Here is a 13504-nt window from a genome sequence, read left to right on the forward strand (position 1 = left end):
GGAATGTGATGCCGGTGAGAATCACACTTGGTTTGCGACCCACATCGTGAGGCTGGACTTCCCGCGAGCGTGCGGCCATATTCCGCGCGAATTCACGAACCCCTCTGGCGACAGCGATGAAACAGTTTTGGCTTCAGTTCTTCACCTGGTGGAACGGGCAGACCCTCGGGACGCGCTTCTATACGTGGCGCAAGGGCCAGTTCGTCGGGCAGGACGAGTTCGGCAACACCTATTATCGCGCGCAAGGCCCGCTCATCGACCGCTCGGTCGGGCCGGAACGCCGCTGGGTGATCTATAACGGTGAGGCCGATGCCTCCCGCGTGCCTCCAGGCTGGCGTGCGTGGCTCTGTCACAATGGCGACGTTCCGCCGAGCGAGGAAGGCTATAAGCCCCATTCGTGGGAGAAGCCGTTCGTTCCGAACATGACCGGCACGCCGCAGGCCTATCGCCCCACCGGCTCGCAACTCTCGACCGGCCGCCGTCCCTCGGCCACCGGTGATTATGTTCCGTGGTCGCCTGGACAGTGATTCCCGGCGCGGCATGGTTGTGACATGCTGAGTCGCCTTCAGCCACGGGCCTGCGTCGAATGCGGGCTGCCCTATGGCCATACGGATTTCGCCTATCAGGGCGGAAAAGTCGAAGACGGCCCGGCCTATTGGTCGGACCGGGGCTTGTTATGCTCTCACGCCTGCTCGGTCGCGCACTATGTCCGGCGCGAGAAGGGGGGCGACCCGATGACGGAGCCCGCGCCCGATCCGTTTGATCAGGATTAGCGGTCCGCGGCGCTCTGCCATGAGGCTCTCCCTGTCATCCCCGGCCGAAGCGAAGCGGAAGGGGATCTACGGGGAGCCTCTGCGGATCCGAATGGATCCCCTTTTCGCGCCCTAAAGCACGCCGGGGATGACAAGAGCGTAGGCCCTAAAGCAAAAAGTATCCCTTCGAGAGGCTGGAAACGCCTTTGACGTGAATGGCGAAATCCGCGTTGCCGTCCCCGTTGACGTCGCCGAGTACCATGACGCCGCCTGACGCCTTTTCGTAACGCAACTCGCCGGCTTTCTTATGGAAGGGATTCTTTCCGATAAAGGTGAATGCCTGGTTCCCCGCGACATTCGTCCTTGCATCGATCGAATGCAGATCGATCCTGTCTCGCTGGGCTGTCGAGAAATCATAAATCACATCGCGCCCGGCCGATGAGACCGTGCTGTCGCGGATCGATTTGAATACGAAAACGTCGGCGCCGGCACCGCCATAAAGTCTGTCCGCGCCCTGACCGCCTGTCAGCGTGTCGTTGCCGGCAAAACTCTCGAGCTTGTCGTTGTAGCGGCCGCCCCTGATCTGGTCGTTGCCGGCCAGGGCGGAGGCGAAGACACGGCGATCATCCGAGAGCGAGAGAGTATTGGCAGCGGCGACGAGGGACGGGACGGAAATGCCCAGGCCGTCAATCGAGCCGACCTTGCTCCCGTTCAAGAACCCCGCGTAGCGGGTCATGACCCCTGCTGTCGGAATGCCGTTGCTGTCATAGGTGAGGCCTTGGCCCCGGAACTCGTCGCGCGCGTATCCGCTTGTGCCATAATTCACCGCAAACACGGTTGCCGTGCGTGTATAACTGTCGCCATCCAGGAGAGCGCTCAAATCGAGGATTTTGAAATCGAATCCGAACGGTCCGGACCAGGTCAATGTTGCCACGTTATATCGCCTCTTAATCCTAACGTTAGGGAATATCAGCACGGCGAAAACCGTGAATCAACTCCTCGTTGGAAGTACGGACACCGGCGAGACGCACGGTGACTGTCGAGGAGCCGGAAACCTCAGAGCGGGAATTTCATGGTGCCATTGCCTTTCCATCCTTTGGGGGGTGGAAGAAGGACTGGCGCTGTAACGTGCCGTCGGCAAAGAGCCCGAAGGCCTGGATGACGTATCCTCTCGGAACCTCGACGTCTCGCGCGACGCCTGAACCTTTCAAGACGCCCCCGCGTTCATCCGGCTCCGGATGGCGATAGGAGCCGCCGTTGCCGAGGCGGCAGTTCTGGCACCGGATCGGCCCGAGAATTTGCGCACCTACGCCGATTCTGTTTGAGCGGGTCAGCGAGCCGCCGCCGAGCAGGCGAGCGCCGTTCCCGATCTCGATCACGGCTCCTGCCTCGGCCTTTATCGTGAACCCGCCTTCCTCACCGATTTCCGCCTCCGACCCGACGGAGACCGAGCCGCCATCGGCGACGACCCGGGTGCCGGGAAAGAGAATCGTGTTCGCGCCGATGGTGAGCGCGCTGCCCAACGCGCTTTGCAGAATCACCTGCGGCCAGAGAATCGCACCTGCTTCCACCTTGACGCCGCGCGAAATCAGCACGGAGGCCGGGTCCGGCATCACGACGCCCTGCTCGCACAGTGCGACGATCTCCGACAGACTTAAGAAGCCCATGGACCGGCGTGTGGAGTCGAGCGTCAGGCGGGCGTCGTTCAAGGACAGGCTCCTGGTTGAAGGAAGAGAAGTCTAAATTATCGGGCGCGAAAGGCCATGCCTGGCCGTCTTGCCCTTTTTCCAACATGGTTCGCGTGTTATCGCGTTGCCCGAATGCAAACGCGGCCAGGCATGGCCGGTGGGGATGGCCAAAAAGACTTGGCCCGATAAACTTGGCTTGGACGAGCACCATGAATTTCGGATGGATGCGGGCTTTCGTGATGCTCGCAACGATCGTCGGCGGCGCTGGAGCGGCCCATGCGGACCGGATCAAGAACCCGACCGCTGTCTTTTCGGGCCTCGACAAGATCACCGGCCGAATCGTGTCCTTCGAGGTCGGGGTCAACGAAACCGTTCAATTCGGCGCGTTGCAGATGACCGCGCGCGTCTGCTTCACCAAACCGCCGACGGAGAACCCCGAGACGACCTCGTTCGTAGAGGTGGAGGAAGCGGGAACGGACGGCAAGAGCCGCAAGATCTTTTCGGGTTGGATGTTCGCCTCCAGCCCCGGCCTGCACGGCATCGAGCACCCGGTCTATGACATTTGGCTCGTGGATTGTAAGGGCGGCACGCAGGTCATCGCGGAGCCCAAGGAGACGGCGGAAGAACCGCCGGTCCAGCAGGACGTGATCCGCCGCCCGGCCGCGCCGCGCCCCGGCGACATCATGGCGCCGCCGGCAGGTGCCGCTCCCACGCAGATCGCGCCGCCGCCGCCTGTTACGACAGCTCCCCTGCAACCGCCGGCGCGGCGCCCCGCTCCGCCGCCGCCCATCATCAACAACAACCGGTAAGCGATACGGTTAGGGCACGGTCAATTCGGCCAACGCCTGTTCGCCCGTGACGACGGTGCCGTGGGGCCATGCGTCCCAGTTCGCGTCTTGCTCCATGGCGGCTTGCAGCAACTGTTTGTAGCGGCGACGGGGAACCTCGACCGCGCCGAACTGCGCGAGATGGGGCGTCACGAATTGCGTGTCGAGAAGGGTGAAGCCGCCCCGGCGCAGGCGCGCCACGAGATGAACGAGCGCGACCTTCGAGGCATCGCGCTCGGTATGGAACATGCTTTCGCCGAAGAATGCGCTCCTGAGCCGCACCCCGTAGAGACCGCCGACGAGGCGGTTGTCCAGATACACCTCGACGGTGTGGCAATAGCCGCTATCGAAGAGCGCGCCGTAAAGCTCACGGATGCGACGGCTGATCCAGGTCCTCTCGCGGTCGAATCCCGGCGCGGCACAGCCCGCGATGACTCCGTCGAAATCCTCATCCACCCGGACCTCGAAATGGTCCGAGCGCACCGTGCGGGCGAGGCGCTTGCCGATGTGGAATCCGTCGAGGGGAATGATGCCTCGCTCGCGTGGCTCGACCCAGAACAGGGATGGATCGTCCGCATCCTCCGCCATGGGGAAGATGCCGGCGGCATAGGCCTTGAGCAGGATCTCCGGCGTTATGTCGATTTGGTCGGCCCTCATCACGCCGAAGGTAGCACGCCGTTCGCGTTTGACCATGCCCGGCCAAACTCGAGGTTGGCCAATTTTAGGGACATGGGCGGGATCGCCGCACCGGGCAGCGATCCCGAATAGTTTTAAGCCTCGTCGAGGCCGCCCGTCTTCAGGAAATTCTCAAGCCAGTGAATGTCGTACTGGCCGTTCTGAATGTCCGGGTTGCGCACGAGGGTGCGGAAGAGGGGCAGCGTGGTGTCGATGCCGTCCACCACGAACTCGTCGAGCGCGCGGCGCAGGCGCATGAGGCACTCGTTACGGGTGCGGCCATGCACGATGAGCTTGGCGACGAGGGAGTCGTAATGCGGCGGAATGCGGTAGCCCTGATAGGCTGCCGAATCGACGCGTACCCCCAGACCACCCGGCGGGTGGAAGTAGCTGATCGTGCCGGGCGAGGGGCGGAAGGTCGAGGGATGCTCGGCGTTCACGCGGCACTCGATGGCATGGCCCTCGATCTTGATGTCGCTCTGCTTAACCGAAAGCGGCGCACCCGCCGCGATGCGGATCTGCTCGTTCACCAGATCGATGCCGGTGATCATCTCCGTCACCGGGTGCTCCACCTGGATGCGGGTGTTCATTTCGATGAAATAGAACTCGCCATCCTCGTAGAGGAACTCGATGGTGCCGGCGCCGATATATTTCAGCTCCTGCATCGCCTTCGCGACCACGCCGCCGATGCGCTCGCGCATTTCGACGTTGAGAGCGGGCGAGGGGCCTTCTTCCCAGACCTTCTGGTGGCGGCGCTGCAGCGAGCAGTCACGCTCGCCGAGATGGATGGCGTTGCCTTTGCCGTCTCCGAGCACCTGGATCTCGATGTGGCGCGGCTTTTCGAGGTACTTCTCAATATAGACCGCATCGTCGCCGAACGCGGCCTTGGCCTCGGTCTTGGCGGTCTGCAACGCGTGGACGAGATCGTCCTCATTGCGCGCGACCTTCATGCCGCGTCCGCCACCGCCGGCGGCAGCCTTGATGATGACCGGATAGCCGATGTCCTTGGCGACGCGCTTGGCTTCCGCCTCATCGCTGATGCCGCCTTCCGAGCCCGGCACGCAGGGGATGCCGAGACGCTTCGCGGTGCGCTTGGCCTCGATCTTGTCGCCCATGATACGGATGTGCTCGGCCTTGGGGCCGATGAAGGCGATGCGATGGTGCTCAAGCACCTCGGCGAAGCGGGCGTTCTCAGAGAGGAAGCCGTAGCCGGGGTGGATCGCATCAGCGCCGGTGATTTCGCAGGCGGCGATCAGAGCCGGGATGTTGAGGTAGCTGTCACGGGCCGCCGGCGGGCCGATGCAGACGCTCTCGTCGGCGAGGCGCACATGCATCGCATCCGCATCGGCGGTGGAATGCACCGCGACGGTCGCAATGCCCAGCTCCTTCGCCGCACGCAGGATGCGCAGAGCGATCTCGCCGCGATTGGCAATGAGGATTTTATCGAACATCGCGCTTACTCGATGATCACCAGCGGCTCGCCGTATTCGACCGGCGTTCCGTCTTCAACGAGGATCGCCGTGACAGTGCCGGCGCGCGGCGCCGTGATCTCGTTGAAGGTCTTCATGGCCTCGACCAGCAGCAGCTTGTCGCCGGCCTGGACCTTGGAGCCGACCTCAATGAAAGACTTCGCGTCGGGCGAGGGCTTGCGATAGGCGGTGCCGACCATCGGCGAGAGCACGGCGCCCGGATGAGACGCGGCGGACTTCGCGGAGGGCGCAGCCTCGGTCACGGCGGCCGGCGGCGGCGCGACGACCGGGGCAGGGGCGCTCGCCATAGCGGGAGCGGCAACCGGAACCGTCACGGTCGCAGTGATAGTGCGCGCCACGCGGATGCGCAGATCGCCCTTCTCCACTTCGATCTCGGTGAGATCGGTGTCGGCGATCAGGGTCGCCAGCTCACGCACGAGATCGGGATCGAAAGGGTTTTCCTTGGCCATGTGGCTCACCTCTTATTTCTGAGGAACTAATGCTTGGAAGGATTGGGCCGCTGCGCGCGTTCAACCATCACGCGGTGGACCGCGTCCAGGCCGAGCAGGTAGCTCATGGGCCCGAAACCGCAGATCACCCCCACGCAGACGGGTGCAATGAACGAGCGATGGCGGAAGCCTTCGCGAGCGTGAACGTTTGAAAGATGGATCTCGACCGTCGGGGCGCCACTGCCTGCAATGGCATCCCGCAAGGCGATCGAGGTGTGGGTATAGGCTCCGGCATTGATGACGATGCCAGCGCCCTGCGCTCCGGCTTCCTGAATCCAGTCGACCAGCTGCCCTTCGTGGTTCGATTGGCGGAAGGCGATGGATGCACCGAGTGCCTCCGCCTTGTCGCGCACGAGCTTTTCGATCTCCGGCAGCGTGACGCTGCCGTAAATCTGAGGCTCGCGGCGGCCGAGCATATTGAGGTTCGGCCCGTTAAGGACGTGGACGGTGATCATCGCGAAAGGAGCATTCCGATGGCCCCGGGAACCGGGGCGGATAGGCCGTCTTAGCCAAAAGGAAACCGGGGGGAAAGGGGAAAACCATGGCTTTCCAAAGCTTGGCCTTCCTCTTCCCTAGGGAAACGGCCCCGAAATTACCACCGGAAGCGATGCTCGCGTGACAGGATTCGCTCAGCAGTTGGCCTTGCCGCACTGGCGAACATTGGCGACCACCTGCTTCAGCGGCTCGATGCCCACAGCGCCGGGAATGACCTCGTCGCCGATGATGAAGGCGGGGGTGCCGGTCAGGCCCAGCTTGTCGCCGAGGCCCATGTTTTCCTGAAGGGCGGCGCGCACGTCGGGGCTTTCCATGTCCTTCTGGAGCCGGGCGATGTCGAGGCCCATGTCCTTGGCAACGGCGATGGCCCGCTCGCCATTCACCCGGCCCTTGCTGTCCATGACCTTGAAGTGGAAGTCGAACAACTTGTCGCCCTGAAGCTGGTTGCGGGCGGCGAGCGCCACGCGGCTGGCCTCGACCGAATCCGGGCCGAGGACGGGGAAGTCCTTCAGAACCACGCGCAGCTTGGGGTCGTTTTTCACCAGCGTCTTCACGTCGCCCAGCGCCCGTTTGCAGTAGCCGCAATTGTAATCGAAGAACTCGACCAGCGTGACATCGCCCGACGGGTTGCCGACGATGAAGGAGTGAGGGGCGTTCAGAAGCGTCTGCCGCGTCTCCTTCAGGGCCCCGGCCTGGGCCACGCGTTGCGCCTCGGCCTGCCGCTTTTCCAACTCGCCGATGACCTCCTGGAGAACCTCTGGATTCTTTATGAGATAGTCGCGGACGATCTCGCCGATGGCCTGACGCTGCTGGTCGTTGAAGACCGCATTCTGCGCCATCGCCGAGGGGGCGAGGGCCAGCGCGCCGAGAAGGGCGACGGTCCGGCAGGATTTGAGAAGCGAGAGGCGCATGGTCGGTCCTTTGTTCGAAATTTTCTTCAATTTTGCTTCGTAAGGCGTTGATAAAACGCGCCTTTGCGACTTTCGATGCCTTGCGATACGCGTTTCGCGCCATCGATCATCATTTTATAGCGAGCACCGTTTGCAAAATTGTGTCCTCGGGGTGCGAGTTAGCCGGTTGGGGCGCGTCCGGTCAATTCACGGGTTCGTTGGCGTCCATGAACCCGCTTGAGGCCAGCGGTCCAAGACGATACGAGCCATTGCATGACAAAATCAGTGACCGATCTCCCCTTGCCCCATCTCGCGCGCCGCGTGGAGCGCGTCGCGTCCTTCCTGGCCATGGACGTGTTGAGCGCCGCCGCCGCGAAGGAAAGGCGGGGGGACAGCGTGATCCATATGGAGGTCGGCCAGCCCTCCGCGCCTGCGCCGCGCGCTGCCCGCGAGGCGGCGAAGGCCGCGCTGGATGCGGGCCGCATCGGTTATACGGAAGCGCTCGGCATCGCGCCGCTGCGCGAGCGGATCGCCCGGCACTATCGCGACGCCTATGGGGTGAGCCTCGCGCCGGAGCGGGTCATCGTGACGACAGGCTCCTCGGCGGGCTTCGTGCTGGCCTTTTTGAGCCTCTTCGATGCGGGCCAGCGCGTCGCGATCACGGCGCCGGGCTATCCGGCCTATCGCAACATTTTGGAAGCGCTCGGCATCGAGCCGGTCATCATTCCGCTGACGAAGGCGGATGGGTGGATCATGACAGCCCGGGCCATCGAGAGGGCCCACGCGGAAAAGCCGCTCCACGGCATTCTCGCCATGAGCCCGGCGAATCCGTCCGGTACCATGATCGGGCAAAAGGCACTCGCCGAACTCGGCGCGACGTGCCGCAGGCTCGGCCTATGGTTCGTCTCGGACGAGATTTATCACGGCCTGACCTATAACGAGCCGGCCACGACGGCCCTGTCGTCGGACGACGACGCCATCGTCATCAATTCGTTCTCCAAATACTACTGCATGACCGGCTGGCGCATCGGCTGGATCATGGTGCCGGAGCGTCTCGTGCGCCCCATCGAGCGGCTGGCCCAAAACCTCTACATTTCGCCGCCTTATCTCTCGCAGGTCGCGGCGCTTGCGGCCTTTGACGCCACGGAGGAGCTGGAGGCGGTCAAAGCCGGCTATGCCCGCAACCGCGCCTATCTTCTCGAAGAGCTGCCCCGCATCGGCATCACCGAGATGCACCCGGTCGACGGCGCCTTCTACATCTACGCCGACATCGCCCGCTTCACGAACGATTCCATCGGCTTCTCCAAGCGCATGCTGGAAGAGGCAGGCGTGGCCGCGACCCCCGGCCTCGATTTCGATCCCATCGAAGGTGCGCACTACCTGCGCCTGTCCTTCGCAGGCTCCGAAAACGATTGCCGTGAGACGGTCGCCCGGCTGGCGGCTTGGTTGAAGTAGGCCCGAGACCTTAGACCACGAAGAAATCGCTGGCGATCAGCTTTGCTGGCGATCTTGATGAGCTCCGGCCGGCTTGTACCGGGTGCGGAGCCATCGGCGCCGTAGATCCCTTTCTTGGAAGCGCAAAAGCAAATGGCCGGGACAAGCCCGGCCATTTCTTATTCTCGAACTGTTGCGATTACTCGCCGCTCAACACCGACTTGGCCTTTGACCACCAGCCGGCCCGCTTCGGGCGGTCGGGGTCGACGGGTGTCAGGACGACGGCGACCGGCTCGGGCTCCGGGATGACGGGAGCAGGCGCCACGGGAGCTTCCTCAGCGACCGGGGCAGGAGCGGGTGTAGGCTCAGGGGCTGCGGGCCGCTCCGCTGCTTTCACGGGAGCCTCTTCCGGGCTGCCAATGGCCTCAGCCAAAGCCGCTTCCACGGCCTCGACGCTCGGGCCGACGAAACCTTCCTCGACCGCGAACTCGACCAGCGATTCCTCGCGGCCACGGCCACGGCCGCCGCGACGGCCCCGGCGGCGACGGCGTCCGCTGCCTTCGCCTGCAGGCTCGGCGGCTTCAGCGGCCTCAGCGCCTTCAGCAGCAACGGGCTCCTCGCCCTCGGCGGCCTCTTCGCCGGCCTCGGCCTCTTCACCGCCCTCGGGGGCGCCTTCACCGGCCTCCCGGTCGCGGCCGCGACGGCGGCGACGGCGGCGACGACGGCGACCCCCGCCTTCGCCTTCGCCTTCTTCGGCGCGCTCCTCGTTGGCCCGCGCTTCCTCGACGGCCTCTTCCTCGGTCTCTTCGATCTCGGCCTCGACTTCGTCCGGCGGCAGGATCGCGTCGATCTGGATGCCGGTGACGGCGGCTTTGTGCTCCAGCCGCAGGGCGGGCTCGCCGCGGTCGATGGCGAAAGTCGTCGTGCCGGTCAGGCTGTCATCGGGAACGATGGCAATTGCCACGCCGAACCGGGTTTCGAGATCGCGCAGGTGAACGCGCTTCTGGTTGAGGATGTAGAACGCCGCCTCCATCCGGGTCCGGACGATGAGGTTGTAGCCCGCGTTCTTGATGAGCGTTTCCTCAATCGAGCGCAGCACGTGCAGCGCGACGGACGGCGTCGAGCGCACGGTGCCGATGCCGGCGCAATGCGGGCAGGGGACGGAGGAGGATTCGAGCACGCCGGTGCGGATGCGCTGGCGCGACATTTCGAGAAGACCGAAGGGCGAGATGCGGCCCACCTGGATGCGCGCGCGGTCGTTCTTCAGGCACTCGTTCAGCTTCTTCTCGACGGCGCGGTTGTTGCGCTTTTCTTCCATGTCGATGAAGTCGATGACCACGAGGCCCGCAAGGTCGCGCAGGCGCAGCTGGCGTGCGATTTCTTCCGCTGCTTCGAGGTTTGTGCGCAGCGCTGTGTCTTCGATGTTGTGCTCGCGCGTCGAGCGGCCCGAGTTCACGTCGATGGAAACGAGCGCTTCCGTCGGGTTGATGACGAGATAGCCGCCCGATTTCAGTGTGACGTGGTTCGAGAACATCGCGTCGAGCTGCGCTTCGACACCATACTTCGCGAAGAGCGGCTGCTGGTCGCGATAGGGCTGGACGATCTTGGCATGGCTCGGCATGAGCATGCGCATGAAGTCCTTGGCCTCGCGATAGCCGTCCTCGCCGGAAACGAGAACGTCGTCGATGTCCTTGTTGTAGAGGTCGCGGATGGCGCGCTTGATGAGCGAGCCTTCCTCATAGACCAGAGCGGGAGCCGAGGAGTTGAGCGTCAGCTCGCGCACGCTCTCCCACATACGCATCAGATATTCGTAGTCTCGCTTGATTTCCGGCTTGGTGCGGGAGGCACCGGCCGTGCGCAGGATGATGCCCATTCCCTCCGGAACCTCGAGCTCCTGGGCGATTTCCTTCAGGCGCTTGCGGTCGGCGGCGTTGGTGATCTTGCGGGAAATGCCGCCGCCCCGGCCCGTATTGGGCATGAGCACGGAATAACGGCCCGCGAGCGACAGGTAGGTGGTCAGGGCCGCGCCCTTGTTGCCGCGCTCTTCCTTGACGACCTGGACCAGCAGCACCTGGCGACGCTTAATGACTTCCTGGATCTTGTACTGCTTGCGCGGGGTGCGCGGGCGCTGGGGAAGATCGTCCGCCACGTCGCTGCCGCCGAGCTGCTCGACGATGTCTTCCTCGCCGTGCTCGTCGTCTTCACCATGGTCATCCTCGCCATGGTCGCCGTCCTCGTGCTCCTCGGCGGGAGCAGCCTTGCTCTCGGTCGCTTCCTCGTCGGAGTCGGCCTCTTCGGAAACCTCCTCACCCTGGACCAGCTCAAGCGTTTCGCCGGACAGCACGATCTCCGTGGTCTCGCCGGCCTCCTCGCCGTCAGCGGGAGCGGCGGCCTCTTCGGAGCCGGCCTCGGCTTCGGAGGAGGTGACCGTCTCGGCGCTCCGAGCGCGCTTCGAGGCGCCGCGGCGGCGGTTGCGGCGGCGCTCTTCCTCGCGCTCTTCCTCGGCCTGAGCCTCGGCCTCGGCCTCGAGAAGAGCCTGTCGGTCGGCGACCGGGATCTGGTAGTAATCGGGATGGATTTCGCTGAATGCGAGGAAGCCGTGGCGGTTTCCGCCATATTCGACGAACGCGGCCTGGAGGGACGGTTCGACCCGCGTCACTTTCGCGAGATAGATATTGCCGCGTAACTGCTTCCGGTTAGCGGATTCGAAGTCGAATTCTTCGACCTTCTGACCACGCACCACCACGACCCGGGTTTCTTCCGGGTGGGAGGCATCGATAAGCATCTTGTTTGCCATGTTGGACTCTCGACATGGCGACCGAGGGCAGGATCTGAGGCAGGAGCCGCGTTGAGGACGGGCGGCCACGCCGCGAAAGCGCGCGGCGGGCTGAAATTGCGTTCGGATTGCTGTCGATCGCCATCGTGCGCCTCATTGGGGCGCATTCTGGGTTAAACGGGGCCGACGCCATGCCGGGTTGAGCGGAACATGAGCGGGCGCGAAACCGATCGCGCAAATCGAACGGCGCTTTGACGAGAGTCAGATCTGACTTCGCTTGCGCAACCATTCAACGACGGCCCTTTCGAAAGCGATGAGCCGGATAACCGGCCACCGGTATTTTCGCGATGAAACATCGCACTTTGAGCCTGTCCGCGAGCCTGTAGAGGGTGACGGGGGTCCTGAGGATCGGTCAACACAACCGTCTCCTCGGACCCGCCGTCAGATTCGGCCATGCCGGACGGGGTCCTCATCATTACAGATTGAACGGGGCATTTGGCAAGCCGCTGGGACACTGTGCCTTCATTGCAACAGTGTCCAGGTAAACGCTCCGTCGCGCATGAGGCTTCATTAACCAAGCGCGACCTATGAGATAGGAGGGCGCTTGGAAACAGCCAGCGATCGGGAATGCGTATTTCGCCCTTCATAAGCCTTATACGGCTTTGCCTTGTGGCCACACTCGCGCTGGCGGGCAGCGGGATCGCGCGGGCGGCTGGGCCGGAGGCCAAGGGCGATAAGGCAGTGGCTATCGCAGTGGCGGTCGATGTCGAGGCTGCCAAGACCCGCTTGAAGGTCACGCTGTCGAAGCCCGTCGCTGCCAAGGCCTATCTGATGGAACGTCCCGACCGGGTGATCGTGGACCTGCCCGAGGTGGCGTTCCACCTTCCCGCTGAGACGGGGCGCAAACGGGAAGGGCTGATAGCGTCCTACCGCTACGGTCTTTTCGCTCCCGGTCGGTCGCGGATGGTTGTCGACCTGTCGCAACCGGCTGTCGTGTCCGCTGTCCGGGTCGACCAGAACGCTCCCAGTGGAGCGCTTCTGACCATCGAATTGACGAAGGTGGAGCGGGACGAGTTCCGCCGCGCCGCTTCGGAGAGTTCTCCTCAGGCCGCCAAGCAGGCCGCCGCGGAACCGGCGATCTCCAAGGATGCCAAGGACACGCGGCCCGTCATCATGATCGATCCTGGCCATGGCGGCGTCGATCCGGGCGCTGCGGCGCTGACCGGCATGGTCGAGAAGGATCTGGTCCTCTCCTTTGCCCAGCAATTGAAGAAGAAGCTCGAGGCGCAGGGGCATTACCGCGTTCTGATGACCCGCGATCAGGACGTCTTCATTTCGCTTGGCGATCGGGTTCGGACCGCGCGGGCGGCGAAGGCCGATCTTTTCATCTCGATCCATGCCGACTCGATCTCCGGCGGCCAGGATGTGCGGGGTCTGACGGTCTATACCGGCGCGGAGCGCGCCTCGGACGCCGATTCCGCGAAGCTGGCGGACCGGGAAAACAAGGCGGACGCCATCGCGGGCGTGGAATCCGGGGATGCGGCGGACGATGTCATGGATATCCTCCAGGAACTGACCTTGCGGGAAACTCGGAGTTTCTCGCACGGCTTCGCGAACCGGCTGGTGGGGGAGCTGGACTCCATCGCCCGGCTCAACAAGAACCCGAGGCGTGAGGCGGGTTTCAGGGTGTTGAGGGCGCACGACGTGCCGTCCGTGCTGGTGGAGCTGGGCTATCTGTCGAGCAAGCAGGACCTGGACCAGCTCATGTCGGACGAGTGGCGCGGCAAGATGATCTCGGCCATGGCGGTCGCTGTGGAAAGATTTTTTTCCACGCGGCTTGCTCGTCAGGGTCCCGCCGCAGTTTTACCATAGATAGAGTGTGGATAGCCGTGGCGGGGACGTGATTCCTCCGCTAACAGGGCGATAAGGACGGATGTCCCGATTGCCCTCCAACCCAGATCGGCGTTTGCAGATCAGCATAACCGTGCG

Annotated in this window: 13 protein-coding genes; 5 read left to right on the top strand and 8 right to left on the bottom strand. The window is 63.8% G+C overall.

The genetic code is table 11. The annotated features are described in order from the left end of the window. Nucleotides 1-116: 116 nt before the first annotated feature. Together HB375_RS12255 and HB375_RS12260 are read left to right on the top strand one after the other, a co-directional pair. Entirely contained in the window at nucleotides 117-527 is a 411-nt protein-coding gene (locus HB375_RS12255) for an NADH:ubiquinone oxidoreductase subunit NDUFA12 (protein WP_167673302.1), read from the top strand. Between the two features lie 24 nt (nucleotides 528-551). Then, nucleotides 552-773: a hypothetical protein gene (locus HB375_RS12260; protein ID WP_167673303.1), complete on the top strand. Its 222-nt coding sequence runs from the start codon at nucleotides 552-554 to the stop codon at nucleotides 771-773. A gap of 145 nt (nucleotides 774-918) precedes the next feature. On the opposite strand, the gene HB375_RS12265 is transcribed toward HB375_RS12260, so the two are convergent. Both HB375_RS12265 and HB375_RS12270 read right to left on the bottom strand, forming a co-directional pair. Continuing rightward, on the bottom strand, nucleotides 919-1686 hold the full coding sequence (locus HB375_RS12265; protein ID WP_246728482.1) for a calcium-binding protein: 768 nt from the start codon (nucleotides 1684-1686) through the stop codon (nucleotides 919-921). 136 nt (nucleotides 1687-1822) lie between these two features. Further along, the gene (locus HB375_RS12270; RefSeq protein ID WP_167673304.1) at nucleotides 1823-2461 is read right to left on the bottom strand and encodes a hypothetical protein; all 639 of its coding nucleotides are present in this window, start codon (nucleotides 2459-2461) and stop codon (nucleotides 1823-1825) included. A 188-nt stretch (nucleotides 2462-2649) separates the two neighbouring features. Here HB375_RS12270 and HB375_RS12275 point away from each other — a divergent pair, with 188 nt between their 5' ends. Beyond that, the gene (locus tag HB375_RS12275; RefSeq protein WP_167673305.1) at nucleotides 2650-3249 is read left to right on the top strand and encodes a DUF2155 domain-containing protein; all 600 of its coding nucleotides are present in this window, start codon (nucleotides 2650-2652) and stop codon (nucleotides 3247-3249) included. A gap of 9 nt (nucleotides 3250-3258) precedes the next feature. Here HB375_RS12275 and aat read toward each other — a convergent pair whose 3' ends face one another. The 5 genes from aat to HB375_RS12300 form a co-directional block, all read right to left on the bottom strand. Beyond that, nucleotides 3259-3960, bottom strand: coding sequence for a leucyl/phenylalanyl-tRNA--protein transferase (gene aat, locus HB375_RS12280; RefSeq protein ID WP_246728483.1), 702 nt, complete (start codon nucleotides 3958-3960; stop codon nucleotides 3259-3261). 77 nt (nucleotides 3961-4037) lie between these two features. After that, on the bottom strand, nucleotides 4038-5393 hold the full coding sequence (gene accC, locus HB375_RS12285; protein ID WP_167673306.1) for an acetyl-CoA carboxylase biotin carboxylase subunit: 1356 nt from the start codon (nucleotides 5391-5393) through the stop codon (nucleotides 4038-4040). Between the two features lie 5 nt (nucleotides 5394-5398). Then, on the bottom strand, nucleotides 5399-5881 hold the full coding sequence (accB, locus tag HB375_RS12290; RefSeq protein WP_167673307.1) for an acetyl-CoA carboxylase biotin carboxyl carrier protein: 483 nt from the start codon (nucleotides 5879-5881) through the stop codon (nucleotides 5399-5401). Between the two features lie 26 nt (nucleotides 5882-5907). Beyond that, nucleotides 5908-6375, bottom strand: a complete 468-nt coding sequence (gene aroQ / locus HB375_RS12295; protein WP_167673308.1) for a type II 3-dehydroquinate dehydratase — start codon at nucleotides 6373-6375, stop codon at nucleotides 5908-5910. A 174-nt stretch (nucleotides 6376-6549) separates the two neighbouring features. After that, on the bottom strand, nucleotides 6550-7326 hold the full coding sequence (locus HB375_RS12300) for a DsbA family protein (protein WP_167673309.1): 777 nt from the start codon (nucleotides 7324-7326) through the stop codon (nucleotides 6550-6552). A gap of 252 nt (nucleotides 7327-7578) precedes the next feature. Here HB375_RS12300 and HB375_RS12305 point away from each other — a divergent pair, with 252 nt between their 5' ends. Continuing rightward, the gene (locus HB375_RS12305; protein ID WP_167673310.1) at nucleotides 7579-8760 is read left to right on the top strand and encodes a pyridoxal phosphate-dependent aminotransferase; all 1182 of its coding nucleotides are present in this window, start codon (nucleotides 7579-7581) and stop codon (nucleotides 8758-8760) included. A 178-nt stretch (nucleotides 8761-8938) separates the two neighbouring features. Here the strand turns inward: HB375_RS12305 and HB375_RS12310 are convergent, their stop codons facing one another. Continuing rightward, nucleotides 8939-11536, bottom strand: a complete 2598-nt coding sequence (locus HB375_RS12310) for an Rne/Rng family ribonuclease (RefSeq protein ID WP_167673311.1) — start codon at nucleotides 11534-11536, stop codon at nucleotides 8939-8941. A 606-nt stretch (nucleotides 11537-12142) separates the two neighbouring features. On the opposite strand from HB375_RS12310, the gene HB375_RS12315 reads away from it, so the two are divergent. After that, a complete protein-coding gene (locus HB375_RS12315; RefSeq protein ID WP_167673312.1) occupies nucleotides 12143-13387 on the top strand; it encodes an N-acetylmuramoyl-L-alanine amidase in 1245 nt (414 codons plus the stop codon). The last annotated feature ends 117 nt before the right edge of the window (nucleotides 13388-13504 follow it).

Origin of the sequence: Microvirga terricola (genome assembly GCF_011777495.1) — a bacterium.
Classification (GTDB): domain Bacteria; phylum Pseudomonadota; class Alphaproteobacteria; order Rhizobiales; family Beijerinckiaceae; genus Microvirga; species Microvirga terricola.

What these genes read in the sequence shown, in the direction of transcription:
- HB375_RS12255 (WP_167673302.1), top strand. Translation starts at nt 117, where the DNA reads ATGAAACAGTTTTGGCTTCAGTTCTTCACCTGGTGGAACGGGCAGACC.
- HB375_RS12260 (WP_167673303.1), top strand. Translation starts at nt 552, where the DNA reads ATGCTGAGTCGCCTTCAGCCACGGGCCTGCGTCGAATGCGGGCTGCCC.
- HB375_RS12275 (WP_167673305.1), top strand. Translation starts at nt 2,650, where the DNA reads ATGAATTTCGGATGGATGCGGGCTTTCGTGATGCTCGCAACGATCGTC.
- aat (WP_246728483.1), bottom strand. Translation starts at nt 3,960, where the DNA reads ATGGTCAAACGCGAACGGCGTGCTACCTTCGGCGTGATGAGGGCCGAC.
- accC (WP_167673306.1), bottom strand. Translation starts at nt 5,393, where the DNA reads ATGTTCGATAAAATCCTCATTGCCAATCGCGGCGAGATCGCTCTGCGC.
- accB (WP_167673307.1), bottom strand. Translation starts at nt 5,881, where the DNA reads ATGGCCAAGGAAAACCCTTTCGATCCCGATCTCGTGCGTGAGCTGGCG.
- aroQ (WP_167673308.1), bottom strand. Translation starts at nt 6,375, where the DNA reads ATGATCACCGTCCACGTCCTTAACGGGCCGAACCTCAATATGCTCGGC.
- HB375_RS12300 (WP_167673309.1), bottom strand. Translation starts at nt 7,326, where the DNA reads ATGCGCCTCTCGCTTCTCAAATCCTGCCGGACCGTCGCCCTTCTCGGC.
- HB375_RS12305 (WP_167673310.1), top strand. Translation starts at nt 7,579, where the DNA reads ATGACAAAATCAGTGACCGATCTCCCCTTGCCCCATCTCGCGCGCCGC.
- HB375_RS12310 (WP_167673311.1), bottom strand. Translation starts at nt 11,536, where the DNA reads ATGGCAAACAAGATGCTTATCGATGCCTCCCACCCGGAAGAAACCCGG.
- HB375_RS12315 (WP_167673312.1), top strand. Translation starts at nt 12,143, where the DNA reads ATGCGTATTTCGCCCTTCATAAGCCTTATACGGCTTTGCCTTGTGGCC.